This window comes from Bradyrhizobium sp. KZN70725 (assembly GCF_055264925.1).
On sequence record NZ_JBUYWT010000053.1, the window covers coordinates 18,486 to 39,952 of the forward strand.

At 64.8% G+C, this 21,467-nt stretch carries 30 protein-coding genes; 15 read left to right on the top strand and 15 right to left on the bottom strand.

The genetic code is table 11. The annotated features are described in order from the left end of the window. Window positions 1-54: 54 nt before the first annotated feature. Window positions 55-249 carry a hypothetical protein gene (locus tag ACZBJS_RS33540; RefSeq protein WP_016846119.1) on the bottom strand — a complete coding sequence of 65 codons (195 nt, stop codon included), beginning with the start codon at window positions 247-249 and terminating at the stop codon, window positions 55-57. A gap of 255 nt (window positions 250-504) precedes the next feature. Between ACZBJS_RS33540 and ACZBJS_RS33545 the strand changes: the two genes are divergently transcribed. Further along, window positions 505-720: a hypothetical protein gene (locus ACZBJS_RS33545; protein WP_316397756.1), complete on the top strand. Its 216-nt coding sequence runs from the start codon at window positions 505-507 to the stop codon at window positions 718-720. 39 nt (window positions 721-759) lie between these two features. On the opposite strand, the gene ACZBJS_RS33550 is transcribed toward ACZBJS_RS33545, so the two are convergent. The 3 genes from ACZBJS_RS33550 to ACZBJS_RS33560 all read right to left on the bottom strand — a co-directional run bounded on the left by ACZBJS_RS33550 (window position 760) and on the right by ACZBJS_RS33560 (window position 1,769). Then, window positions 760-1,218 (bottom strand): hypothetical protein, encoded by a 459-nt coding sequence (locus ACZBJS_RS33550; protein ID WP_316397755.1) that lies wholly within the window; start codon window positions 1,216-1,218, stop codon window positions 760-762. Between the two features lie 37 nt (window positions 1,219-1,255). Then, window positions 1,256-1,420 carry a hypothetical protein gene (locus tag ACZBJS_RS33555; protein WP_016846117.1) on the bottom strand — a complete coding sequence of 55 codons (165 nt, stop codon included), beginning with the start codon at window positions 1,418-1,420 and terminating at the stop codon, window positions 1,256-1,258. 88 nt (window positions 1,421-1,508) lie between these two features. Then, window positions 1,509-1,769, bottom strand: coding sequence for a DUF3551 domain-containing protein (locus ACZBJS_RS33560; protein WP_463439795.1), 261 nt, complete (start codon window positions 1,767-1,769; stop codon window positions 1,509-1,511). A gap of 346 nt (window positions 1,770-2,115) precedes the next feature. On the opposite strand from ACZBJS_RS33560, the gene ACZBJS_RS33565 reads away from it, so the two are divergent. Then, window positions 2,116-2,907 carry a hypothetical protein gene (locus ACZBJS_RS33565; protein WP_253590288.1) on the top strand — a complete coding sequence of 264 codons (792 nt, stop codon included), beginning with the start codon at window positions 2,116-2,118 and terminating at the stop codon, window positions 2,905-2,907. A gap of 156 nt (window positions 2,908-3,063) precedes the next feature. On the opposite strand, the gene ACZBJS_RS33570 is transcribed toward ACZBJS_RS33565, so the two are convergent. Together ACZBJS_RS33570 and ACZBJS_RS33575 are read right to left on the bottom strand one after the other, a co-directional pair. Further along, window positions 3,064-3,915: a 3-hydroxybutyryl-CoA dehydrogenase gene (locus tag ACZBJS_RS33570; protein ID WP_316397754.1), complete on the bottom strand. Its 852-nt coding sequence runs from the start codon at window positions 3,913-3,915 to the stop codon at window positions 3,064-3,066. 137 nt (window positions 3,916-4,052) lie between these two features. Next, complete coding sequence (locus ACZBJS_RS33575) at window positions 4,053-4,244, bottom strand: hypothetical protein (RefSeq protein ID WP_316397753.1); 192 nt, start codon at window positions 4,242-4,244, stop codon at window positions 4,053-4,055. A gap of 513 nt (window positions 4,245-4,757) precedes the next feature. Between ACZBJS_RS33575 and ACZBJS_RS33580 the strand changes: the two genes are divergently transcribed. From ACZBJS_RS33580 to ACZBJS_RS33605, 6 genes are all read left to right on the top strand, one after another. After that, the gene (locus tag ACZBJS_RS33580) at window positions 4,758-4,973 is read left to right on the top strand and encodes a hypothetical protein (protein WP_225646785.1); all 216 of its coding nucleotides are present in this window, start codon (window positions 4,758-4,760) and stop codon (window positions 4,971-4,973) included. Window positions 4,974-5,101: 128 nt separating this feature from the next. Further along, complete coding sequence (locus ACZBJS_RS33585) at window positions 5,102-5,359, top strand: hypothetical protein (protein WP_057018491.1); 258 nt, start codon at window positions 5,102-5,104, stop codon at window positions 5,357-5,359. A gap of 161 nt (window positions 5,360-5,520) precedes the next feature. Next, window positions 5,521-6,810 carry a hemolysin family protein gene (locus ACZBJS_RS33590; protein WP_057018492.1) on the top strand — a complete coding sequence of 430 codons (1,290 nt, stop codon included), beginning with the start codon at window positions 5,521-5,523 and terminating at the stop codon, window positions 6,808-6,810. A 121-nt stretch (window positions 6,811-6,931) separates the two neighbouring features. Continuing rightward, entirely contained in the window at window positions 6,932-7,531 is a 600-nt protein-coding gene (locus tag ACZBJS_RS33595) for a formyltransferase family protein (RefSeq protein ID WP_018271570.1), read from the top strand. Between the two features lie 191 nt (window positions 7,532-7,722). Next, window positions 7,723-8,082 carry a hypothetical protein gene (locus ACZBJS_RS33600; RefSeq protein ID WP_076828571.1) on the top strand — a complete coding sequence of 120 codons (360 nt, stop codon included), beginning with the start codon at window positions 7,723-7,725 and terminating at the stop codon, window positions 8,080-8,082. Further along, a complete protein-coding gene (locus ACZBJS_RS33605) occupies window positions 8,027-8,581 on the top strand; it encodes a hypothetical protein (RefSeq protein ID WP_076828573.1) in 555 nt (184 codons plus the stop codon). The genes ACZBJS_RS33600 and ACZBJS_RS33605 overlap by 56 nt, the downstream gene beginning before the upstream one ends. Before the next feature lie 70 nt (window positions 8,582-8,651). Here ACZBJS_RS33605 and ACZBJS_RS33610 read toward each other — a convergent pair whose 3' ends face one another. Further along, complete coding sequence (locus ACZBJS_RS33610; RefSeq protein ID WP_316397752.1) at window positions 8,652-9,050, bottom strand: RidA family protein; 399 nt, start codon at window positions 9,048-9,050, stop codon at window positions 8,652-8,654. A gap of 231 nt (window positions 9,051-9,281) precedes the next feature. Here ACZBJS_RS33610 and ACZBJS_RS33615 point away from each other — a divergent pair, with 231 nt between their 5' ends. Next, window positions 9,282-10,157, top strand: coding sequence for a DMT family transporter (locus tag ACZBJS_RS33615; protein WP_057018494.1), 876 nt, complete (start codon window positions 9,282-9,284; stop codon window positions 10,155-10,157). A gap of 80 nt (window positions 10,158-10,237) precedes the next feature. On the opposite strand, the gene ACZBJS_RS33620 is transcribed toward ACZBJS_RS33615, so the two are convergent. Next, on the bottom strand, window positions 10,238-10,477 hold the full coding sequence (locus ACZBJS_RS33620) for a BrnA antitoxin family protein (protein WP_050400483.1): 240 nt from the start codon (window positions 10,475-10,477) through the stop codon (window positions 10,238-10,240). Between the two features lie 18 nt (window positions 10,478-10,495). Continuing rightward, window positions 10,496-11,470, bottom strand: a complete 975-nt coding sequence (gene cysK, locus ACZBJS_RS33625; RefSeq protein ID WP_076828575.1) for a cysteine synthase A — start codon at window positions 11,468-11,470, stop codon at window positions 10,496-10,498. 224 nt (window positions 11,471-11,694) lie between these two features. Between cysK and ACZBJS_RS33630 the strand changes: the two genes are divergently transcribed. Next, complete coding sequence (locus tag ACZBJS_RS33630) at window positions 11,695-11,910, top strand: hypothetical protein (protein ID WP_028332087.1); 216 nt, start codon at window positions 11,695-11,697, stop codon at window positions 11,908-11,910. Window positions 11,911-11,919: 9 nt separating this feature from the next. On the opposite strand, the gene tgt is transcribed toward ACZBJS_RS33630, so the two are convergent. Beyond that, on the bottom strand, window positions 11,920-13,053 hold the full coding sequence (gene tgt / locus ACZBJS_RS33635; protein WP_463439796.1) for a tRNA guanosine(34) transglycosylase Tgt: 1,134 nt from the start codon (window positions 13,051-13,053) through the stop codon (window positions 11,920-11,922). Between the two features lie 249 nt (window positions 13,054-13,302). Between tgt and ACZBJS_RS33640 the strand changes: the two genes are divergently transcribed. The 4 genes from ACZBJS_RS33640 (at window position 13,303) to ACZBJS_RS33655 (ending at window position 17,446) form a co-directional block, all read left to right on the top strand. Continuing rightward, window positions 13,303-14,436 (top strand): patatin-like phospholipase family protein, encoded by a 1,134-nt coding sequence (locus ACZBJS_RS33640; protein ID WP_463439799.1) that lies wholly within the window; start codon window positions 13,303-13,305, stop codon window positions 14,434-14,436. A 96-nt stretch (window positions 14,437-14,532) separates the two neighbouring features. After that, on the top strand, window positions 14,533-15,294 hold the full coding sequence (locus ACZBJS_RS33645) for a TetR/AcrR family transcriptional regulator (RefSeq protein WP_141340408.1): 762 nt from the start codon (window positions 14,533-14,535) through the stop codon (window positions 15,292-15,294). Window positions 15,295-15,546: 252 nt separating this feature from the next. Further along, window positions 15,547-16,164 (top strand): PepSY domain-containing protein, encoded by a 618-nt coding sequence (locus tag ACZBJS_RS33650; protein WP_057018499.1) that lies wholly within the window; start codon window positions 15,547-15,549, stop codon window positions 16,162-16,164. Between the two features lie 244 nt (window positions 16,165-16,408). Continuing rightward, window positions 16,409-17,446 carry an aspartate-semialdehyde dehydrogenase gene (locus tag ACZBJS_RS33655; RefSeq protein WP_057018500.1) on the top strand — a complete coding sequence of 346 codons (1,038 nt, stop codon included), beginning with the start codon at window positions 16,409-16,411 and terminating at the stop codon, window positions 17,444-17,446. Between the two features lie 167 nt (window positions 17,447-17,613). On the opposite strand, the gene queA is transcribed toward ACZBJS_RS33655, so the two are convergent. From queA to coaD, 5 genes are all read right to left on the bottom strand, one after another. Further along, complete coding sequence (queA, locus tag ACZBJS_RS33660) at window positions 17,614-18,690, bottom strand: tRNA preQ1(34) S-adenosylmethionine ribosyltransferase-isomerase QueA (RefSeq protein WP_316397747.1); 1,077 nt, start codon at window positions 18,688-18,690, stop codon at window positions 17,614-17,616. Between the two features lie 108 nt (window positions 18,691-18,798). Then, entirely contained in the window at window positions 18,799-19,263 is a 465-nt protein-coding gene (locus tag ACZBJS_RS33665) for a peptidylprolyl isomerase (protein WP_016846097.1), read from the bottom strand. Continuing rightward, on the bottom strand, window positions 19,239-19,676 hold the full coding sequence (locus tag ACZBJS_RS33670; protein WP_168858294.1) for a hypothetical protein: 438 nt from the start codon (window positions 19,674-19,676) through the stop codon (window positions 19,239-19,241). The genes ACZBJS_RS33665 and ACZBJS_RS33670 overlap by 25 nt, the downstream gene beginning before the upstream one ends. 5 nt (window positions 19,677-19,681) lie before the next feature. Next, window positions 19,682-20,245, bottom strand: a complete 564-nt coding sequence (locus ACZBJS_RS33675; RefSeq protein WP_028332096.1) for a peptidylprolyl isomerase — start codon at window positions 20,243-20,245, stop codon at window positions 19,682-19,684. Between the two features lie 45 nt (window positions 20,246-20,290). Continuing rightward, window positions 20,291-20,788 carry a pantetheine-phosphate adenylyltransferase gene (coaD, locus tag ACZBJS_RS33680; protein ID WP_463439797.1) on the bottom strand — a complete coding sequence of 166 codons (498 nt, stop codon included), beginning with the start codon at window positions 20,786-20,788 and terminating at the stop codon, window positions 20,291-20,293. 256 nt (window positions 20,789-21,044) lie between these two features. On the opposite strand from coaD, the gene ACZBJS_RS33685 reads away from it, so the two are divergent. Beyond that, the gene (locus tag ACZBJS_RS33685; RefSeq protein WP_057018505.1) at window positions 21,045-21,302 is read left to right on the top strand and encodes a hypothetical protein; all 258 of its coding nucleotides are present in this window, start codon (window positions 21,045-21,047) and stop codon (window positions 21,300-21,302) included. Window positions 21,303-21,467: the final 165 nt, after the last annotated feature.

Here is a 21,467-nt window from a genome sequence, read left to right on the forward strand (position 1 = left end):
CGCGCCATCGGGATCGGTCGTCGTGACCGGCGCCCTCGTCACGCCCTCAACCGGTCACAGCCTCAAGCATCGAAACAGCTGCGCGAGTGCGGTGTTGGCGGATTGCGCGCGCCGTTCGACGATTTCAGCCGCAGCGGCGTAGTTGCGCGCCAGGATCTGGAGCGCGCGGCGAGCATCGGGCAGCGTGGATTGCTCCGCCATCTCCAGGCACTGATGCTCGAAATATCTGAGCTCCTCAAGTTCGGTCATTGGCGAATCGTCCGATCGGGTCCTTACATTTTCGAACTCAGTGCGCCAACGCCCTAGTGAAAGTTTGGCAAGTTTGTTGCGGGGGCCGGTCAATCTGATCGCAGTGTTTCTGGACGCATGATTTGATAATCACCGCTCCGTGACCGATGCGAGGGTGAGCAGCGCGGATCGACAAGCGCGTGCAATCGTCTCACAATGCGGCGGGCTCGCTTGGGCGAGCCTCGGAACACACGCGGTTGGTGCGGTATCGAACCGATGAGCAAACGCGATTGGGCTTTCGTGGCGGCCTGTGTGGCAGGCGCGCTGCTGTTTGGCGTCTGGAGTTTCCAGATGGGTATCGCGTTCCATCGATCCCAGCACGCCGCGACGGACCTCTCCAGTTCGCACCGGCGGAGCCAGGACGGCGCGTCCGCGCACAGCCCGGCCCGGCCGAAGGCGGATGATGGCGATCAGGCCGGGCAGCCGCGATAGACGCCACGATCGCGTTCGTCACCGCCACATCGCGTCGGACTAGGCCCAAGCCAAGCCTGCCATGCCGGCGGCGCCATCGTCATCTGTCTTCGCATGCATCAGCCGCGTGCGGCGCGGACCGTCCTTGGCGCGACGGTGACGAATGCCAAACCTGTGCAGTGCCATCGGCACATGCTGCATCACGCCGCGGACGAGACCGATAGCCTGTCTGACGACCGCCACAACCGTCGCAACCCGGGTAAAGAAGCCGATCAGGAAGATCATCGAGAAGATGTCGATATAGGCCAGCACATCGCCGACCAGCATCAGCTCGGGAGGAAGCGGAATCCGGTGCCAATAGGCGCCGATCACGATCGCAACCGGGATCAGCGCGATCAGCTTCCGCAACGTCAGCCGATCGAGCAAGGCGGCGAGCTCAACGACCAGGATCTGCCACAGCCAATCGCCAAGCGCGGCCGGCTTGTCGATCGTCCAAGTTTGCCACAAACGCTGCCACATCGCCGCTCCGCCTCCCCTTGCGCGCAATACCGGCGCGCTACGGCTTCGACGACGCCTCGCTGCCGCTGCCCTCGTCTGCGGCGCCCTGCGCATCAGCCGGGTCGGCCGATGGAAAGATGCGCTCATAATTCGCACGCGCCTCGCGGATCAGACGCGCACGCTCGCGTTCGGACTTCGAGATGAACCTGATGATCTCGCCCATATTCGCTCCAAGGCAGAAAAAATGATCCGACCGTCAGCTATGCAACCATCGTGCCCGACGGTCGCTTGGCCCGACCTCCTTGCACCGCTCAGCGGAACGCCCGCGGCGCCAACCGCTGCTGGCTGAAGGCAACGCGCGGATTGATGCCGCAATAGGCATCGCGGCCCGATGCGGATGCCTGGCACTGCTGATAGGTCTGGTAGCCGCAATAGCCGGGATATCCCTCCTGCCGGCCCTGGATGCACCAGGGATACTCATAGGGATCGGCCGCAGCAGGCGACGCGGAACCGACAATCCAGCTCGTTCCGATGGCCGCGAACGCCAGAATTGCCCAATTCGTCCTGCGCATGATCGTGTTTCCTTGCTCCATCGGCTCCCAGCCGCTCATCTAGGTACGCCGGCAGGATCTGCGAGGTTTCCGGCCACCGCCTCAAGAAGCTGTGACGATGGTTCAAAACCCAGTCGCGGCATCGAGAGGACGGCCGACCGGTCATCGGCCCGCGCGGCCTCCAGACCCGCCGGCCCGCTGCCCGCTGCCCGCCGGCCATCCCAGCGCACGTAGTTAACCGGCGCCTAATCGCAGATGCCCGGTTGAAATGTACGACTTAAGCGCGCTGCAAGACGGCTGCCCTAGTCTCCCGCGCGGCTCAATGGACGACGACACCCGGAGAGGGCTCGTCGCACGGGGGATAATCATGCGCAGCACGCTCATTGCTTCAATGATCCTGTCACTTGCGGCCGGAGCGGCCGTTGCCGGACCACGAATGTCGGGGGCGTCCGAGGCGGCACCAAGCAGCGTCGAGAAATATCGCGGCTACGTCTTCGATCTCTCCGAGAACGCCGACCGCAAGGACGTCACCAGCATCGCCGACATGGTCCGCCGCCAGCTCGACGTCGTGGAAACCGCGGGCTTCAGCCCGAAGGTGTTGCAGTTCTTCCATCGCGTGCCGATCGTTGCGAGCGAGATGGCGTGTCTCGACGAAGGCGCGGCAGCGGCCTGCTATGGCTTGACGCCGCCGGAATGGGACCGCGGCACGACCCGCGACGTCACCATCTGGGATCACGACAAGCAGCAATGGACCAATTCGGATCCGCTCGCGCTTGCGCTCGATTCCGGCATCGGCATCATCAGGATGCGTCCGAACATGATGCGTTACGCGAAGGAGCCGGTGCTGCTGCACGAATTCCTTCACGCCTATCACGCGCGGCTGATGCCGAACGGCTTTGAGAACAAGGGCATCAAGGGCTTCCTCAGCCAGGCCAAATCGAAGGAGCTGTTCGCCAAGGAGGCCTATGCGCTGAAGAACCAGCAGGAGTTCTTCGCGGTGACGGCGAGCATCTTCCTGGCCGGCAAGGATTCCGAGCACGAACCCTATACGCGCGCCACGCTGAAGGAGAAGATGCCGGACTACTACAAGTTCCTCGTCGGCCTGTTCGGCGCCGATCCCGAGGAAACCGGCGTCACGCCGGTCGCATCGGCCAACTGAGCCCGGTATCCCACAAAAAAACGAGGCCCGGTGTGCCTAGGAGACCGGGCCTCGTTTCTGATGTCCCCCGCCTCGTGGCGGATCAGGTCTTGTCGTTACGCGACCTTGTCCGCGCGATCCATCCCGGATGATTACGGGGTCGGGCGCGCGCCGGCCTCACTTGCTGTAGCTGTAGAACCCCTGCCCGGTCTTGCGGCCGAGATGGCCGGCGTCGACCATCTCCTTCAGCAGCGGCGCCGGCCGGTACTTGGGGTCGTTGAAGCCGGTGTAGAACACCTCCATCACCGACAGCATCGTGTCGAGCCCGATCAGATCGGCGAGCGCGAGCGGGCCGATCGGATGATTGCAGCCGAGCTTCATGCCGGCATCGATCTCCTCGGCGGTGGCAATGCCTTCCTGCAGCGCGAAGATCGCCTCGTTGATCATCGGGCACAGGATGCGGTTCACCGCAAAGCCGGGGCTGTTCTTCGCCGTGATCGCCACCTTGCCGACTCGCTTGGCGAACGCTTCGGCCTTGGCGACAGTGTCGTCCGAGGTCTGCAGGCCCCGGATCAATTCGAGCAGCGCCATCACCGGCACCGGATTGAAGAAATGCATCCCGATGAAGCGGTCGGGACGATCGGTCGAGGCTGCAAGGCGGGTGATCGAGATCGACGAGGTGTTGGTTGCGACCAGCGCGCTCGGCTTCAGCCCCGCACAGAGATCCTTCAGGATCTTGATCTTCAACTCCTCGTTCTCGGTCGCGGCTTCGATCACGAGATCGCAGGCGGCGAGCTTGGTCTTGTCGGTGGTCGCATTGATGCGCCCGAGCGTCGCGTCGCGATCGGCCGCGGTCATCTTCTCCTTGGCGACCAGCCGATCGAGACTGCTCCCGACCGTCTTCAGGCCGCGCTGGACCGCCGCGTCGGAAATATCCACCATGGTCACGCCGAGGCCTGCCGCCGCGCAGATCTGCGCGATGCCGTTGCCCATGGTCCCGGCGCCGATAATGCCAACCGTCTCAATCATTGCGTTCGTCCCTCGTCGCTTGCGCGGCCGCGCGGCCGCATCGTCAAAAACGGCGGACCGGAGGGGTCCGCGGATGGCGCATGAATAGCAGTCCGGCCGCACGGCCGATACAGCGGAAGCCGGTAATCCGGTGGGGTCTATTCCGGGCGCGGCGGCACAGGCCGACGTGGCGGAACGGCTGGCCGCGGCGGCAATTGGGTGCGCGGTGGTTCGGCCGCGCGCGACGGTTCGAGCACGCGATTAAGTCGGACGATCCACCAGGCCAGCTGCCCGTAGCTGCGGCGCAGCGCCGATCCAAATCCCTCGTCGATGTCCTGGTCACGATCCATACCCCTATCATTAACGTGCATCCTTGAAGGAACGGTGAGCGCCATCACGTGCCGCGCCGGCAATCGTTAGGAACCTGGCAACTATTTCGCGCAAGCCTCGGTTGACGGCGTGAGCGCCGGTAATCTCCCGGATTGCGTGCGGGAGACCTTGCGCCGCAGCATCGCCATGCCGGTGCGACTCGCATTTTGTTGATCGAATTTTCCGCGGCGCGCCGCGACACAAGGACATTAGACGACGAGGGCTACGCCCATGCTTTCTGAAAAATTCTTTTTGGTGCTCGAGACATTGCTCAACGGCCAGACCCATTCTGACGGAGGCCCCCCCGTGGTGAGCACCGCGCCCCACATCCCGGTCGAGCTTCCGCGCGAAGGATCGCGACGTTTGCCTCCGCCAGTTGGCCCGTCGTGACGCACGAAGCCATTTGGCCGGAGTGGCCCCTCCGCTCGTGATCCAGCTCATAGTTGGTGAAGCCGAGCCACGCTACACCGCTCCCGCAACGACGTGGTGCCGCCGTGGACGACAAGACCGATAGCAAGATCGATTTCGGAAGCGTCGCCGTCGCAATCTGCGTCGCCGCCTACATCGCGATCATGCTGGCCTATCTCGCCCAATACGATCTCGGCCTGACCGCCGCGCAGACGCGTCATCTCTCGATGCTCGCAGCGCTGTTCCTCGCGCTGCCGGTCGCGCTGGATTTGCTGCGCACCGGGCCCAGCGACGCTCGCTGACGCGGACACGAACACGCCTGCAGCCTTCGATCTCCCCTGCCGCAAACGCGCCTGCGCAACATTGCGCTAGGTGAAGCGACGCGAATCAGCGTTACTTTGCAACTGATCGCTTCGTGGGATTTGGCGGCATGACCCAGCCCGACGTGTTTGATCAGAAGGTTCTGGATCAGAACATTCGCGAACTGCAGGAATGGCTGCGCAAGGCCTGGCAGCAACTCGCGGACCCCTCGCTCACCGCCTTCTCCCGCCGCGAATTGCGCAACCAGATGAAGCAATGCAACGCCGACTTGCGCGTGCAACTGCAAGCCGCCTCCAAACGAATGCTGATGCAGCCCGCCTCATCGGGCAGGAGGTTCGCCAAGCCGGCGCTGCGGATCCTCGCCTAGGCATGATGCCAGCGCGCCAAAATGCCGCAATCTCCTGCTGCATGCTGGCCATACGCACCCTCTGCTTGTGCAGGGACGTCCGACAAGGCACAGCAAAACCGCTCCGGTATGCCTATATTGGGTCGTGTAGCGGCCGACGCCGCCAATGTTTAGGGACTCCCGTGTTATATCTGGAACTTGCGATCGTGGCGGTCTTGATCGTCGTCAACGGTCTGTTGTCGATGTCGGAGCTCGCGATCGTTTCCTCGCGTCCGGGGCGTCTCGCGGCGCTGGTCGAACGAGGCGTCAGCGGTTCGCGCCGCGCCCTTGCACTGGCCTCCGATCCCGGCAAGTTCCTCTCTACGGTGCAGATCGGCATCACGCTGATCGGCGTGCTGTCGGGCGCCTTCTCGGGCGCAACGCTCGGCCAGCGTTTGACGCAATGGCTGCTTGAGCTCGGCGTGTCCCCAAGTGTCGCCGACGCGGTCGGCGTCGGCCTCGTCGTCGGCGTGATCACCTATGCCTCGCTGATCGTCGGCGAGCTGGTGCCGAAGCAGATCGCATTGCGCGATCCCGAGTCGATCGCGGTCAAGGTCGCTCCGGCCATGACCATGATGGCGCGGCTGTCGCTGCCGCTGGTGTGGCTGCTCGACCGTTCCGGCAAGTTGCTGCTGTGGGTGCTCGGCCATCGCGAGGATGCACAGGACCGCGTCAGCGAGGACGAGATCAAGACGCTGGTGGTGGAGGCCGAGAACGCCGGTGTGCTCGAGCCCGGCGAAAAGGAGATGATCGCCGGCGTGATGCGGCTCGGCGATCTGCCGGTCGGCGCCGTGATGACGCCGCGCCACGAGGTCAGCCTGATCGACCTCGCCGCCCCCGCGGCCGAGATCCTGGCGACGCTGCAAAAGAGCAGTCACTCGCGCTGCGTGGTGTTCGACGGCAACCGCGATCACGCGCTCGGCATCGTGCAGGCCAAGGACGTGCTCGATGTCTACCTCGCGGGCCAGACGCCCGACATCCGCGCGCTGACGCGCGATGCACCGATCATTCCGGAGACCGTCGACGCCCGCGACGTGGTCGCGATCCTGCGCGACTCCAGAGTGCATATCGGCCTCGTCCACGACGAGTACGGCACCTTCCAGGGTGTCGTCACCAGCGCCGACATCCTCGAGGCCATCGTCGGTGCCTTCCACACCGAGGAAGGACCGGCCGAGCCTGCCTATGTCCGGCGCGCCGACGGCTCCTATCTGATCTCCGGTTGGATGCCGGCGCTGGAATTCAGCGAGCTGCTCGGCATCACGCTGCCATCGCCGCGGCCCTACCAGACCGCGGCCGGCTTCCTGCTGCATGAATTCGGCGCGATCCCCGATGTCGGCGCGAAAACCGCCGCGCAGGGCTGGGAATTCGAGATCGTCGACCTCGACGGCCGGCGCATCGACAAGGTTTTGGCCAGCAAGCAGCCGGCGGCCTGACATTTGCCACCCGGCCGTCCTGTTGATAAGGGGCAAGACAGCGAAACAGGCCGCCGCGGTGTGCTATCGGCATAGCGGCGGCCCGAGCAATCCCCGAGTAAACCCCACGGAATAGATCCCCATGCGCATTACCCTTGTCGGTTCCCGCCATTTCGGCGTGACGACCCTGAACATGCTGCGCGAACACCACGTCACGCTGGTCAGGGTGGTCGTCCATGACGGCGAGGACCGGCTGGCGGCAGCGGCCAGGGCGGCCGGCATCGAAGTCGTTGTCCAGGCTGATCCCAAGCTGGTGACGGCCGCCGAGATCGCGCCGGACACCGACCTGATCGTGACCGCCCACAGCCATGCCCGGGTCAGCAGGGAGGCGCTTGCCGCGTCCCGGCTCGGCGGCATCGGATACCACCCGTCGCTGCTGCCGCGCCACCGTGGCATCGCCGCGGTGGAGTGGACCATCAAGGAAGGCGATCCGATCGCCGGCGGCAGCATCTATCACCTCGCCGACCGCATGGACGCCGGCGCGATCGCCGCGCAGGACTGGGTGTTCGTCAAGAAAGGCGAGACCGCCCGCGAGCTGTGGGAGCGCGCGCTGGCGCCGCTCGGTTTGCGTCTGCTCGCCCAGGTCATTGACTATGGCAAGGTCAACGGCTCGTTGCCGGCCAAGGTCCAGGATGAGCAGTTTGCTACCAAGGCGCCGAATTTGAGCCCCGGCAAACACTAACCCGAGCAGAGTATATGAATACCTCGTTCGAAAAGCCATGCTCGGATTTTCCGTTCCTGATCCGGAACCGAATTCACCATGATGTGTTTGAGTTCACAGGAACATTTGGGGACTCCCGCGACGCAGCAAATTTTGAACACATTGTGACAGGATAAGCCGCGCCATCACACGAAATTACAGGGATTTGATTCATGCGTTCGATCCGCATTCGCGACCTGATTTTGGTCACTTCGGTCGCTTCGGCTGCTGCCCTCACCGCTGCTCCCGTGTCCGCTCAGCAGCCTTATGACGGGCTTTGGAACGTCACCGTCGTCACCAAGACCGGCAGCTGCGAACCGTCGCAGAGCTCGACCGTGACCGTCGCTGAAGGAAAGATCTCGGCACAGGGCGCGGCGATCTCCGGCACCGTCGGCAGCGGGGGACTTGTGCGAGTCTCGATCAATGGTGCATATGCGAACGGACAACTCAGTGGCAACTCCGGATCGGGGAAGTGGAATGGGGCATCAGCTGGCGTACCATGCAGCGGCCGATGGGAAGCATCCCGTCAGTAAGATCACCAGCCTATCAAGTTTCTTTGCCATCGCGCGGCGGCCAGCATTTGCAGCCGCCGCGTTTTTCGTGACCGCACTCGCAAGTACCACGGGCCATGCCCAGTCCGGCCCGTTCGCCGGCATGGCGGGCACCTGGTCGGGCGCCGGCTCGGTCACGCTGGACGACGGCTCCAGCGAGCGCATCCGCTGCCGGGCGACGTATCACGTCGGCGGGCCCCGGATGACCATGAGCCTCACCTGCGCCAGCGACGCTTACAAGTTCAACCTAGCGGCCGATGTGCAGGCCGAAGGCAGCGTGGTCAGCGGCAATTGGAGCGAGTCCAGCCGCAATGTCAGCGGCTCGTTGCAGGGTCGCGGCGGCGGCGGCAACTTCCAGGTCGTTGCCAGCGCTCCCGGCTTCAACGCCGATATCTCGATGCGCACCACCGGCAACAAGCAGGCCGTTACCATCAGGGCTGACAGCCAGTTCCGCGGCGCCAGCATCACGCTGTCGAAGTAATCGATCCGAACTCCAACCTGGAAAGCCCTCGAGTCATCCCCGAGGGCTTTTTGTTTACGCCCCAGCGGTGCTATGCCGCAGGCACGAATGCGGTGACCTCGATCTCGACCTTGGCGCGCTGATCGACCAGCCCGTCGATATAGAGCAAGGTGGACGGCGGGAAATTGTGCCCGAGCGTCTCCTTCCACGCCGCGCCGATACCGGCGCCCGCGGCCTCATATTCGCTGCGGCTGGTCAGGTACCAGGTCAGGCGGACGATGTGCTCGGGGCCAGCACCGGCCTCATTCAACAGCTTGATGATGCGCTTCAACGCGGTGCCGACCTGGGCGGCCATCTCGGGGGCGTAGTCGCCCTTCTCGTCGCCGCCGGTCTGCCCCGCCAGCACGATCCACTTGCCGGGCGCGTCGAACGCGACACCGTGCGAGAAGCCGCGGGGTTTCGACCATTCGGCCGGTTGCAAGACGCGCATGAGCAGATCCTCCTTTTTGGCGTTCGTCATTCCGGGATGGCTCGCAGAGCCAGACCCGGAATCTCGAGATCCCGGGTTCGCCCGTTTCACGTGCGCCCCGGGATGACAGCGTAGTCGATGCTGCTTAGCAGAGATCGCGTGGGTGACGCATCACCGCGCAGACGGAATTGCGCGTTGCAAATTCATGGCAGCTCGCCGATACCGGGCACCCCTCCTCCGCCGTTCCCCGTCATGGATCGCACGCCCTCAAAGACCCGCGCAGCATTGTGGATGTCCGGCTGGCTCGCGCTGATGCTGATCGTGGCGGTGGCCGGCCGCGAGGCGACGCGCGAGGTCAACGTCTTCCAGCTGATGGCCGTGCGCGGCGTGCTCGGCTTCGCGATGCTCTATCCGCTGATCCACATGAATGGCGGGTTTGCGATCGTGAAGACGGCACGGGTGCACGTCCATATCGTGCGCAACCTGATCCATTTCTGCGCGCAGCTCGGCTGGTTCTTTGCGCTGACATTGATCCCGATCGGCCAGGTGGTCGCGATCGAGTTCACGATGCCGATCTGGACCGCGATCCTTGCGGCGAGCTTTCTCGGCGAGCGGATGACGCTGTGGAAGATCGTCGCGATGGTGCTTGGGCTGGTCGGCGTGTTCGTGATCGTGCGGCCGGCGGCCGGCGCGATCAATCCGGGCCAGCTGATCGCGCTCGCCGCGGCGGTCGGCTTCGGCATCTCGGTCGCCGTGGTCAAGTCGCTGACGCGGACCGAGCAGACGCTGACGATCATGTTCTGGATGCTGGTGGTGCAATCGCTCGCGAGCATCGGGCCTGCGCTCTATGTCTGGACCTGGCCGCCGCTCTCGACCTGGGGCTGGCTCGCCGTGATCGCGTTCTGCGGCACGTTCTCGCACTATTGCATGGCACGCGCCCTGCTCCACGCCGACGCGACTGTCGTGATCCCGATGGATTTCGTCCGCGTGCCGCTGACGGCGATCGCCGGTTGGCTGATCTATGCCGAAAGGCTCGATGTTTACACGGTGCTCGGCGCGGCCATGATCCTGGCCGGCAACCTCATGAACCTGAAACCGACCGCAAGGAAGCCGGCGCGCGCGAGGTGACGCTCGCGCCGCAGCCAGCGCGGCCGCGCCCGCCAGCCAAAGCCCGGGGATCGTCCCGGGCCTCCCGGTTTCGAAAGGTGTTACTTTCCGGCGGCCTTGCGCAGCGCCGCGTTGATGCGGTCCTGCCAGCCGGGGCCGCCCTCCTGGAAATACTCCAGCACGTCCTGATCGATCCGCAGCGTGACCTGCTCGCGGACGCCGGGGACAGCGACGGTCTTTGGCACCGCGTCCGCGACCTTGGTGGTGGCGCGCTTGAACGCCGCCTCGGCTTCGCTGCGCGCATCGTTCAGGGTTCGCGGTCGCCTCGGCTGGTCAGCCATATGCTGGATTCCTGTGTGTCAGATTCCTTCAAACAGTACCGTAGAGAGATAGCGCTCCGAGAATGACGGCACAATCGCCAGAATGGTTTTGCCGGCCGCTTCCGGCCGCTTGCCGATCTGCAAGGCGGCAGCGATCGCGGCACCCGACGAGATACCGCCGGGGATGCCTTCGTTGCGCGCCAGCTCGCGCGCGGTCTCGATCGCGGTCGCACTGTTGACCTTGACGATCTCGTCGATCACGGAGCGGTCGAGGATGTCAGGGATGAAGCCCGCGCCGATGCCCTGGATCTTGTGCGGCGTATGCTGGCCACCCGACAGCACCGGGCTCTCTTCCGGCTCCACCGCGACGACACGCAATGATGGCTTGCGCGGCTTCAGCACCTGGCCAACGCCCGTGATGGTGCCGCCGGTGCCAACGCCGGCAACGAAGTAATCGATGTTGCCGCCGGTGTCGTTCCAGATCTCCTCGGCGGTGGTGCGGCGATGGATCTCGGGATTGGCGAGGTTCTTGAATTGCTGCGGCATGACAGCGTTGGGCGTCGTGCGCACCAATTCCTCCGCGGTCGCGATCGAGCCCTTCATGCCCTGCGCGGCCGGGGTCAGCACAATCTCCGCGCCGAGAAAGGCCAGCATCCGCCGCCGCTCGATCGACATCGATTCCGGCATGACGAGCTTGAGCCGATAGCCGCGCGAGGCCGCGACATAGGCAAGCGCAATCCCGGTGTTGCCCGAGGTCGGCTCGATCAGCACGGTGTCGGCGTTGATGATGCCGGCCTTCTCCATCGCCACGATCATCGCCGCGCCGATGCGGTCTTTCACGCTGGCTGCCGGATTGAAGTATTCCAGCTTGGCGAGGATCGTCGCGTTGACGCCAGCCGCCTGCGGCAATCTGCGCAGCCGCACGATCGGCGTAGAGCCGATCGCATCGACGATGGAGTCAAAGACGCGGCCGCGTCCGGGTTGCACTGCACTCGTTGTCGACGGCGCGTCCATCAAGCGGCTCCTGTAGCGGATGTGCTGGGAATATGCGGTCTTGTCTCATTAGAAGCAGCGTACCATGGCACGCAAGTGAGAAACCGCCGCAGCGCGAATTCGTTGCATCGCAAAATAGAACCTGCGCAAATAACGTAAAACCTACGCATTTGTGTTGCGACAAGGTCAAACAAATGGGTTTATATACTTTCGTCAGGTGCAGCTCAGAACGCAAAGGAGGTCACATGCCAGCTCTCGCTGAAGTTCTGTCGACCACAGCGTCCAGGCCCGATCCGCGCGGCTGCGATTTGCCGACCTGTCCGGTGTGTGCGGACTCCATGGTGGCGGCGGAAGCCTCCGCGTACCTGTTCGACAATTTGATCAGCTATCTCTGGACCTGCGACAACTGCGGTTACGGGTTCGTTACCAAACACGCGGTGAAACCGATCGTGTGCAACTGATCACACAGCTCATCTTGGAGCGATGTCACCGCGCGCCCAACCGGCGCGCGTTTTCGTTCTGAAGTCCTCGAACGTGCCGTTCGCCACCGCATCGCGGATGCCCTGCATCAGCTGCTGGTAGTAGGCGACGTTGATTTCGGACAGCAGCATTGCCCCAAGTGTTTCGCCTGATCGAACCAGGTGATGCAGATAGGCACGCGAATAGCCGCTCGCCGCCGGCCACGGGCTCTCTTCATCGAGCGGGCGCGGATCGTCGACGTGCCGGGCGTTGCGCAAATTGATCTGCCCGAAGCGGGTGAACGCCATGCCGTGGCGTCCGTTCCGTGTCGGCATCACACAGTCGAACATGTCGACGCCGCGCGCTACCGCCTCGAGGATGTCCTCCGGCGTGCCGACGCCCATCAGATAACGCGGCCGATCGACCGGGAGCGCCGGCGCGGTCTCCTCGATCATCGCCAGCATCACCGCCTGCGGCTCGCCGACCGCGAGCCCTCCGATCGCGCAACCGTGAAAGCCGATGTCGGTCAGCCCGCGCGCGCTGGCGTGCCGCAGATCCGGCACGTCGCCGCCCTGCACGATGCCGAACAGCATGTAGCCGTCAGGCGCCGCCTCAAACGCGCGCTTGGAGCGTTCAGCCCAGCGCAGCGACAACTGCATCGCGCGCTCGATGTCGGCGCGCTCCGCCGGCAGCCGGACGCATTCGTCCATCTGCATGGCGATATCGGACCCGAGCAGCCGCTGCACCTCAATCGAGCGCTCCGGCGACAGCTCGACCTTGGTGCCGTCGATATGCGAGCGGAAGGTCACGGCCTTCTCGGTCACCTTACGCAGCTCCGACAGCGACATCACCTGGAAGCCGCCGGAATCCGTCAACATCGGGCCGCCCCAGCCGGTGAAGCGCTGCAGGCCGCCAAGCTCGGCAATGCGCTCGGCGCCCGGGCGCAGCATCAGGTGATAGGTGTTGCCGAGCACGATATCGGCGCCCGCATCGCGCACCTCGCGCCAATGCATGCCCTTCATCGCGCCCGCGGTGCCGACCGGCATGAAGGCGGGCGTCCGCACGAGGCCGTGCGGCGTGGTCAGGCGCCCGGTGCGGGCGGCGCCGTCGGTCGCCAGCAGCTCGAAATGATTGGGAAGAGTCATGCGGCTGCTTATTGCGTGTCGCCGGTGCCCGATCAACCCGTCGGATAGCGGCCCTCGCGCGACTTCGTGAACACGGACAACCGGCCGGACGCTTGCCTTGCATCATCAGCCCCGTTAAACAAAACGAAACAGTATCGTTTTATGACGACAATCTGGCAACCGGCTTCCCGCAGCGACGTCGATCCGAGAACGTGACTGGCAGAGATGGTCTTACCCCCTAGCATCCAGCGCGCCGGCGCCGGCCTTTGGATGACGGCCGCCCGCGCGATCCGGCAAGCGATCCTGCTGTGCGGCCTCGCCTTGGCGCTTTCGGCCTGCAGCTCGCTGCCGCGGATGCCCTACACGGCCGCCGACGCCGCCAATTCGCGGGTGCTCGACCTCAACGGGCTGCGCCGCTATGCCGACGAGCCGGCGTCAAAATTCAAGCTCGAGAAGAGCGACCTCGCCCCGATCAAGACCTACCTCGCCCTCTCCGGCGGCGGTGCCGACGGCGCCTATGGCGTGGGCGTCCTCAACGGCTGGACCGCGGCCGGCAACCGTCCGGCCTTTTCAGTCGTCTCCGGCGTCAGCACCGGCGGGCTGATTGCGCCCTTTGCCTTCCTTGGCCCGCGCTACGACGACACGCTGAAGGAGGTCTACACCTCGGGCATCGCGGAAAGCCTGCTGCAGGATCCGAGCCTGATGCGGGTGCTGTTCGGCTCCGGGCTGTTCGGCAACAAGCGGCTGCGCGAACTGGTGGCGCGTTACGTCGGTCCGGAGATCCTGAGCGAGGTGGCGCGCGAAAACGCCAAGGGCCGAAAGCTCCTGATCGTCACCACCGATCTCGACACCCAGCGCACGGTGATCTGGGACATGGGGCGAATCGCCGCTGTCGGAACGCCCGAGGCGCTGCAGCTGTTTCGCGACGTGATGGCCGCGTCCGCCAGCATCCCGCTGGTGTTTCCGCCGATCATGATCGACGCCGAAGGCCAGGGCCGCCGGTTCCAGGAGATGCATGTCGACGGCGGCGTGACCGCGCCGGTGCTGACATTGCCGGATGCGCTGCTGTTCCGCGAGCGCGGCTGGCCCGCCAACAGCCGCATGAACATCTACATCCTCGTCAACAAGAAGCTCGAGGGCAACTTCGAGCTGGTCTCGAACTCGACGATCGAGGTCGCCTCCCGCAGCATTTCCGCGATCACGCAGGCGCAGACACGCTCCGTGATCCTCTCGACCTATGACTTCGCCCGGCGCAACCGGCTGGGTTTCCATCTGTCCTACATCGAGCGCGGCTATCCGGCGCCGGAAACGCAGGGCTTCGACACCGCCTATATGCGCGCGCTGTACCAGTACGGATACGACAAGGCCGCCGCCGGGCAGGCCTGGACTGCGACGCCCCCTTAAGCGGCCTGCTCCCGGTACCGCCGAATGGACGAATCCGCACGGCGCGGGTTATAGACCGGACAGACCCGTCCGATGCACAACGAGATGAATGGGCAAATGGGATTGACGGCAACCAAGGCCAAGGTGGCCAAGCGCGGCGTGATCAAGTCACGCGGCGGCCGGCCGACGCGGGACGCTGCGATCGAGCGCGACCAGCGGCTGATCGAGGTCGCCACCCGCCTGTTCCTCGAGCGCGGCTTCGATGCGACGTCGATCGACGCGGTGGCCGAGGCCGCCCGCGTCAGCAAGCCCACCGTCTACGGTCAGTATGGCGACAAGCGCGGCCTGTTCGCCGCGGTGCTCCGCCGCGAGATCGCCCGCTGGCTTGCCCCGCTCGCCGCCGCGGCAGCCGAAGCGCAGGCCGGCGGCAACTGCGACGGTTCGGTCGAGGAACGGCTGACCGAGCTCGGACGCCAGCTATTGGTGCTGAATTGCAGCGCCGACTCCATCGCTTTCAGCCGGATCCTGACCGCGCAGGCAATCAATTTCCCCGAGGTCGCCAAGCTTGCCGTCGACGAGGGCTGGTCGAAAGCGGTGTCCACCACGGCGGATTTCTTCGACCATCTGGTCGATAAAGGCGTTCTCGATCTCGAGGACACCACAATCGCCGCCGAGACATTTCTCAACATGGTGGTCGGCCACACCCACCGGATGGCAACATTCGGAATTCCGATCGACATGAAGACCGCCGAGACCCGGATGGAAGTCTCGATCCGGCTGTTTCTCGCCGGCGCCGTCGGGCCGCAGGACCGGCTTCGCGATGCGGCCAAAGAGGCGATCAAGGAAGCGACGAAGGCGCGCCGCCGCCCGGCCCGCTGACAGTTTTAGGATCGTTGCATCGCCTCACACGTTGTCGTGATGAGCCTTGAAGGAAACAGAACGAAACCGTATTGTTTAGTTGCAATGAGACGCGAAACCCAAGTTCAGCCCCCCAACGGTTTCGTGTCGCCGATCGTCAGGACGGAGCTGCCGCCATCGCTCCGTCTGAACGTTCGGCGGCCGACCTCTGACTAACAAAGGTCGGCCGCACTTTCTCTGCCCGGGCGGCGGTTCAACGCGACGGATGCGACCATGACGACGGGACGATTACACGCACTGCGGCATTGGGCATTCGGCACGCGGCTGCTGGCAACCGCGCTCATTGCCCTGCCCTTCGCGACGCCGGCGCACGCGATCACGAGCTCAACGGCTGCAGCGCTTACCCCGCAGGATAACGACACCGCGCTCGATGCGCACACGGTTCGCCGCGAGCTCGACAGCTTCCAGGCGGCCCAGATCTCGCTGCGCAAGGCGATGGCGATTGCGGAGGCGCTGCATTCCGGTTCGATAACCGCCGACATCAGCTTCGACGGCGCGTCGGAGCCTGCGGTCTACCGGGTCAAGACCATGCAGCAGGACCGCATCTGGCGGCACGCCATTGACGCGGCGACCGGCGAAGTGGTGGGTGGCGAGGCCGCCGCGCCGCTGAAGTCGCTCGGCACCGAAGACCGTGACAACCTCGCCGTGCTGAGGGCGCTCCGGCATCGCCTCGCCGACGCCGTGCGGGTGGCCGAGCGCACGACCTCCGGAAAGGCGATCAGTGGTGGCCTGATGCGCGAACGCGGCAAGCTCAATTTCGTTATCGTCGTGCTCGCCGGCAGCGACCTGAAAGAGGTGATCCTCGAACCGCCCGGCGCGCGCAGGCGCTGAGGCCGGCGCGGCACTCGCCAAGTTTTCTCTCGCCAAGTTTTCGCCCAAAAGCCGTTGACGGACGCCGATCTGTCCCGCATAAGTCCGCTCCATGATCACCGCGACCAAACGCACCAGCAAAACCACCAAGCCCTCCGGGGCCTCGGGAGGCGTGCGCGCGTAGTCGGTCGAACCGCATCATCTCTACCCGAAGCCCCGCCTGATGAAGGTCCGGGGCTTTTTTGTTGCCTGAAATACAACTCGAATGGAGGACAAAGTGAGTAACGATCCCGTCGTCGCGATTGTCGGCGTCACCGGTGCCGTCGGCGCCGAATTCATCGCCACCATGGACAAGCGCGGCTTCCGCGTCGGCAAGCTGAAGGCGCTGGCGAGCGCCCGCTCGGCCGGCAAGACCATCAGCTTCCGCGGCAAGCCGATCGTGATCGAGGAACTGACCGAGCGCGCCTTCGAGGGCGTCGACATCGCGCTGTTCTCGGCCGGCAGCGGCATCTCCAGGAAGTTCGCGCCGCTTGCGGTGAAGTCCGGCGCCGTCGTGGTCGACAATTCCTCGGCGTTCCGGATGGATCCGAACGTGCCGCTGGTGATCCCCGAGATCAACGCCAACCGCATCCGCGACCACAAGGGCATCATCGCCAACCCGAACTGCGCCGCCATCACCGCGCTGGTGCCGCTGTGGCCGATCCACCAGAAGAACCGCATCAAGCGCGTGATCATCTCGACCTACCAGGCCGCGAGCGGCGCCGGCGCAGCTGCGATGGAGGAGCTCGTCGAGTCCACCCGCGCCAATCTTAACGGACAGGTCTACACCCCGAAGGTGATGCCGCACCCCTACGCCTTCAACCTGTTCAACCACAACACGGCGATCGATCCGGAGACCGGCTACAACGACGAGGAGACCAAGGTCATCAAGGAGACCCACAAGATCTTCGAGGACGAGAAGATCGCGGTCGGCGTTACCTGCGTGCGGGTGCCTGTGCTGCGCGCGCATTGCGAGTCGATCACCTTCGAATGCGAAAAGCCGATCACCGAGGACCAGGTGCGCGCGATGATGGCGCAGGCGCCGGGCGTCAAGGTCGTCGACGATCGCGCCAAGAACTACTTCCCGATGCCGATCGACGCCTCCGGCCAGGACGACGTGCTGGTCGGCCGCATCCGCAAGGATCTCAGCGACCCCAGCGGTCACTCGATCTCGATGTTCGTCGCGGCCGATCAGCTGCTCAAGGGCGCCGCCCTCAACGCGGTGCAGATCGCCGAGCTGCTGCCCGAACGCGCGATGGCGTGAATGCAAGAACCGTCATCCCCGCGCAATGGCGCAGCCATTGTCGCTGGAGGAGCCCGCGCGGCGGGCGTCTCGAAGGATGCATCGGCCCCAGTCGGGCCGTCGCCCTTCGAGGGCCGCTGAAGAAGCGGCCGCCTCAGGGTGACGGTGAAGCAACCGTGCTTGCGGAGCTAGCCTCGCGCGCGAAACAGCAAACACGCATCGCCATACGAATAGAACCGGTAGCCGTCCCTGATCGCATGCGCGTAGGCGCCCTGCATCGTCTCGAGGCCGGAGAAGGCCGAGACCAGCATGAACAGCGTCGAGCGCGGCAGATGGAAGTTGGTCAGCAAAATATCGACCGCGCGGAAGCGGTAGCCCGGCGTGATGAAGATCGAGGTTTCCGCCGCAAACGGCTCGATGGTGCCGTCGGCACTGGCGGCACTTTCCAGCAGGCGCAGCGACGTGGTGCCGATCGCGACGATCCGGCCGCCTTTTGCGCGCGCGGCATTCAAGGCGGAAGCGGTCTCGGCGGTGATGCAGCCCCACTCGGCATGCATCTTGTGCTCCGAGGTCTCCTCGGTCTTCACCGGCAGGAAGGTCCCTGCCCCGACATGCAGCGTCAGGCGGTGCAGCTCGACGCCGCGGCTCTTCAGCGCGGCCTCCAAGGCCCGCGTGAAATGCAGCCCCGCCGTGGGCGCTGCGACCGCGCCCTCATTGGCGGCGAACATGGTCTGGTAGTCGCTGACGTCCCTCTCGTCAGGCGTGCGTTTGGAGGCGATGTAGGGCGGCAGCGGCGTGGCGCCGACATCGGCGATCGCCTGGTCGAGCACCGGACCATGGAACGAGAATGACAGCGTCACCTCGCCCTCCTGCCCCTTGGCCTCGACCTCTGCATCGAGATTGCCGAGCAGGCACACCCTGCCCTCATTGCCGAAGCGGATGGTGTCGCCGGGGCTGAGCTTCTTCGCCGGCTTCACCAGCGCCTGCCAGCGCGAGCCGTCGAGCCGCTTGATCAAGGTCGCCTCGATCTTCGGTTCGGTGTCGCGCCCGATCCGGCGGCCCTTGAGTTGCGCCGCGATCACCTTGGTGTCGTTGACGACGATCTGATCACCCGGCTCCAGCCACTGCGGCAGGTCGGCGATCGCGGCGTCGCGCAGCACGCCGCCCGGATGCACCACCAGCATCCGCGCGGCATCGCGCGGGCTCGCGGGGCGAAGCGCGATGCTTTCCGGGGGCAGTTCGAAGTCGAAGAGGTCGGTGCGCATGGCGGTGACTAATACTTCAGCGCCGTCATTCCGGGGCACGCGAAGCGTGAACCCGGAATCTCGGGATTCCGGGTTCGATGCTGCGCCCGGAATGACGGAGTGTTTGACTTACGCCGCGTCGGCAGCCATGCGCGCCTTGACGATCTTGTCCGGATCCTTCACCGGCTCGCCGCGCTTGATCTTGTCGACGTTCTCCATGCCCTCGGTGACCTTGCCCCAGACGGTGTACTGGCCGTTGAGGAACGAGGCGTCGTCGAAGCAGATGAAGAACTGGCTGTCGCCGGAATCCGGATTGGCGGCGCGGGCCATCGAGGCGGTGCCGCGGACATGCGGCTCCTTGTTGAATTCGGCCTTCAGCTTCTTGCCGGAGCCGCCCATGCCGGTGCCCTGCGGGCAGCCGGTCTGCGCCATGAAGCCGTCGATCACGCGGTGGAATACGATGCCGTCGTAGAAGCCCTCGCGCACCAGCTCCTTGATCCGCGCGACGTGGCCGGGCGCGAGATCCGGGCGCATCTCGATCGTGACCGGGCCCTGCGTGGTTTCGAGGATCAGAGTATTTTCGGTAGCAGCCATGCTCGCTTCTCCTGGCTTCGGGGTGGATACTTCTTATTCCTGAACGGGATCGCGAATGGGCGGCCGGCGACTGCCCCGCCCAGGCTCTCGGTAAATGGCAACGGCGTGCAGCGTTGCAACGTCTCCATCACCGCGATCCGGTATGCAATCCGGTCGTTGTCGGTCGCCTCCTGCGATTCATAGCTGATCCTGGGATGCCCGAGGATCGCGCCCTCGCGGTTGAAGCTGACAATGACGGTGATGTCGATCTGGCCGGCCTTGTCTGCCGGCGGCGGCCGCCAGCAGCGGTGGATGGCAAGAACAACGTCCTTGATCGTATTGAGTTGCTCCGGCTCGGCCTGCACCGGTACGGTCAGCGTCAGGCAAACCAGCGGCGCGGCGAACCAGGCGAGTGGTTTGCAGCGCGCCGCCATGCGGATCACTTGATGTCGGATGCGACCTGCACCTTCACCATCTTGTCGGGATCGGTGACGGCTCCGCCAGGAGAGCCCGCAGACGCCTTCTTCAGCTTGTCGACCACGTCCATGCCCTGTACCACCTCGCCGATCACGGTGTACTGGCCATTCAGGCTCGGCCCGTCGGCGAACATGATGAAGAACTGCGAATTGGCGCTGTCGACGCTGTCGCCGCGCCGGGCCATGCCGACGATGCCGCGCTTGAACGGGACCTGGGAGAATTCCTGCTTCAGGTTCGGATATTTCGAGCCGCCGGTGCCGTTGAAGTTCTGGCCGTCGCCGGTCTGCGCCATGAAGCCGTCCATTACGCGATGGAACGGCACGTTGTTGTAGAAGCCCTCGCGCGCCAGCTGCTTAATGCGCTCGGCATGCTTGGGCGCGATATCGGTGCGCAGCTTGATGACGATGCGGCCCTTGGTGGTGTCGATCACGATCGCATCGGCCTTGTCGAGATTGGCCGGCAGCGGCTGCGCGACCGCGGGCACGACGCAGAGCAGCGCAGCAACGAATGCAAGAATGCGGATCATGGCAACTCCGGAGCTTTAACGTTGGGGTGTGGCAGGCCGCCGGGATCAGCCGGCGAACTTGGCCTTCAGGCTAGCTGCGACTGATGACGGCACGAATGAAGAGAAGTCGCCGCCCATCTGGGCGATTTGGCGCACCAGTGTGGCGGTGATCGGGCGGACCGCAACCGACGCCGGAACGAACACGGTATGCACCTCGGGCGCCATCGCCTCGTTCATGCCGGCAAGCTGCATCTCGTAATCGAGATCGGTGCCGTCGCGCAGGCCGCGAATCATCAGCGTGGCCTTGGCCGCGCGGGCCGCCGCGACCGTGAGATTGTCATAGGTCGCGCTCTCGAAGGCGCAGCCTGCCTGCTGGGCGATGGGGCCGAACACCTCATGGACCATGGCCAGCCGTTCCTCGGTGGAAAACAGCGGCCTCTTGCCGGGATGGACGCCAATGGCGACGATCAGGCGGTCGCAAAGGAAGACGGCCTGTTTCACCACGTCCAGATGGCCGTTGGTGACGGGATCGAAGGAGCCAGGATAGATCGCGATACGGGACATGGTCCCTCCTAACCCGCCCGGCTCTCCCCGGCAAGCCGCCTGGGTTCCATTGCTTGCTTTCCAGTCGTCCAGTGAACGAGTCCTGGGATGCCAGCGTCTACGGGGGTGAATGTTTCGTCGGCCGTTGGCGGACGAAACAAAACCGGCCGCGACGAAACCATTTCCCGCGGTGGCGAAGACACCAGGAAACTTGCTGCCGGTAGACATTGGACAACGAAACGACGGGCCCGGGCGGCCCGATCAACTGGGGACCGTCATGATCAAGGCACTTTCCGCCATCGCTGTTGCCGCGTTCATTGCCGCCGCGCTCACCGTGCTGCCGGGCTTTGCGCCGCAGGTCGAAGCCTCCACCCCGCAGCCGCTGGCCAAGAGCGACCGTCTTGACGTCCACCCGGTCGGCAAGGACTGCTCGCAGCAGGCCTGGCCGAATTTCGAGGCCGCGTGCCTGCGCAGCGCCGGCAACAAGACAGTGGTTCGTGAAGCCCGCCTGGTCACCGCCGACCGTACCCCGTAGCCCGTAGTCGAGCGACGTCCCTCGTCAGCCTGGCGTAAGGTCAGGCCGTCACACAAAACCCAATGGTAATTTGCGACGTCCCGTCGCAGACTATCGTCTAAGGCGCCCGGCCGGATGACCCGGCGCGCGCAAGACATCGGGGGATTGCCGTGACGAGTACGCCCG

Excerpts from the sequence above, each read along its gene's own strand:
- ACZBJS_RS33540 (WP_016846119.1), bottom strand. The coding sequence starts at position 249 with ATGACCGAACTTGAGGAGCTCAGATATTTCGAGCATCAGTGCCTGGAG.
- ACZBJS_RS33545 (WP_316397756.1), top strand. The coding sequence starts at position 505 with ATGAGCAAACGCGATTGGGCTTTCGTGGCGGCCTGTGTGGCAGGCGCG.
- ACZBJS_RS33550 (WP_316397755.1), bottom strand. The coding sequence starts at position 1,218 with ATGTGGCAGCGTTTGTGGCAAACTTGGACGATCGACAAGCCGGCCGCG.
- ACZBJS_RS33555 (WP_016846117.1), bottom strand. The coding sequence starts at position 1,420 with ATGGGCGAGATCATCAGGTTCATCTCGAAGTCCGAACGCGAGCGTGCG.
- ACZBJS_RS33560 (WP_463439795.1), bottom strand. The coding sequence starts at position 1,769 with ATGCGCAGGACGAATTGGGCAATTCTGGCGTTCGCGGCCATCGGAACG.
- ACZBJS_RS33565 (WP_253590288.1), top strand. The coding sequence starts at position 2,116 with ATGCGCAGCACGCTCATTGCTTCAATGATCCTGTCACTTGCGGCCGGA.
- ACZBJS_RS33570 (WP_316397754.1), bottom strand. The coding sequence starts at position 3,915 with ATGATTGAGACGGTTGGCATTATCGGCGCCGGGACCATGGGCAACGGC.
- ACZBJS_RS33575 (WP_316397753.1), bottom strand. The coding sequence starts at position 4,244 with ATGGATCGTGACCAGGACATCGACGAGGGATTTGGATCGGCGCTGCGC.
- ACZBJS_RS33585 (WP_057018491.1), top strand. The coding sequence starts at position 5,102 with ATGACCCAGCCCGACGTGTTTGATCAGAAGGTTCTGGATCAGAACATT.
- ACZBJS_RS33595 (WP_018271570.1), top strand. The coding sequence starts at position 6,932 with ATGCGCATTACCCTTGTCGGTTCCCGCCATTTCGGCGTGACGACCCTG.
- ACZBJS_RS33600 (WP_076828571.1), top strand. The coding sequence starts at position 7,723 with ATGCGTTCGATCCGCATTCGCGACCTGATTTTGGTCACTTCGGTCGCT.
- ACZBJS_RS33605 (WP_076828573.1), top strand. The coding sequence starts at position 8,027 with ATGGGGCATCAGCTGGCGTACCATGCAGCGGCCGATGGGAAGCATCCC.
- ACZBJS_RS33610 (WP_316397752.1), bottom strand. The coding sequence starts at position 9,050 with ATGCGCGTCTTGCAACCGGCCGAATGGTCGAAACCCCGCGGCTTCTCG.
- ACZBJS_RS33615 (WP_057018494.1), top strand. The coding sequence starts at position 9,282 with ATGGATCGCACGCCCTCAAAGACCCGCGCAGCATTGTGGATGTCCGGC.
- ACZBJS_RS33620 (WP_050400483.1), bottom strand. The coding sequence starts at position 10,477 with ATGGCTGACCAGCCGAGGCGACCGCGAACCCTGAACGATGCGCGCAGC.
- cysK (WP_076828575.1), bottom strand. The coding sequence starts at position 11,470 with ATGGACGCGCCGTCGACAACGAGTGCAGTGCAACCCGGACGCGGCCGC.
- ACZBJS_RS33630 (WP_028332087.1), top strand. The coding sequence starts at position 11,695 with ATGCCAGCTCTCGCTGAAGTTCTGTCGACCACAGCGTCCAGGCCCGAT.
- tgt (WP_463439796.1), bottom strand. The coding sequence starts at position 13,053 with ATGACTCTTCCCAATCATTTCGAGCTGCTGGCGACCGACGGCGCCGCC.
- ACZBJS_RS33640 (WP_463439799.1), top strand. The coding sequence starts at position 13,303 with ATGACGGCCGCCCGCGCGATCCGGCAAGCGATCCTGCTGTGCGGCCTC.
- ACZBJS_RS33645 (WP_141340408.1), top strand. The coding sequence starts at position 14,533 with ATGGGATTGACGGCAACCAAGGCCAAGGTGGCCAAGCGCGGCGTGATC.
- ACZBJS_RS33650 (WP_057018499.1), top strand. The coding sequence starts at position 15,547 with ATGACGACGGGACGATTACACGCACTGCGGCATTGGGCATTCGGCACG.
- ACZBJS_RS33655 (WP_057018500.1), top strand. The coding sequence starts at position 16,409 with ATGGAGGACAAAGTGAGTAACGATCCCGTCGTCGCGATTGTCGGCGTC.
- queA (WP_316397747.1), bottom strand. The coding sequence starts at position 18,690 with ATGCGCACCGACCTCTTCGACTTCGAACTGCCCCCGGAAAGCATCGCG.
- ACZBJS_RS33665 (WP_016846097.1), bottom strand. The coding sequence starts at position 19,263 with ATGGCTGCTACCGAAAATACTCTGATCCTCGAAACCACGCAGGGCCCG.
- ACZBJS_RS33670 (WP_168858294.1), bottom strand. The coding sequence starts at position 19,676 with ATGGCGGCGCGCTGCAAACCACTCGCCTGGTTCGCCGCGCCGCTGGTT.
- ACZBJS_RS33675 (WP_028332096.1), bottom strand. The coding sequence starts at position 20,245 with ATGATCCGCATTCTTGCATTCGTTGCTGCGCTGCTCTGCGTCGTGCCC.
- coaD (WP_463439797.1), bottom strand. The coding sequence starts at position 20,788 with ATGTCCCGTATCGCGATCTATCCTGGCTCCTTCGATCCCGTCACCAAC.
- ACZBJS_RS33685 (WP_057018505.1), top strand. The coding sequence starts at position 21,045 with ATGATCAAGGCACTTTCCGCCATCGCTGTTGCCGCGTTCATTGCCGCC.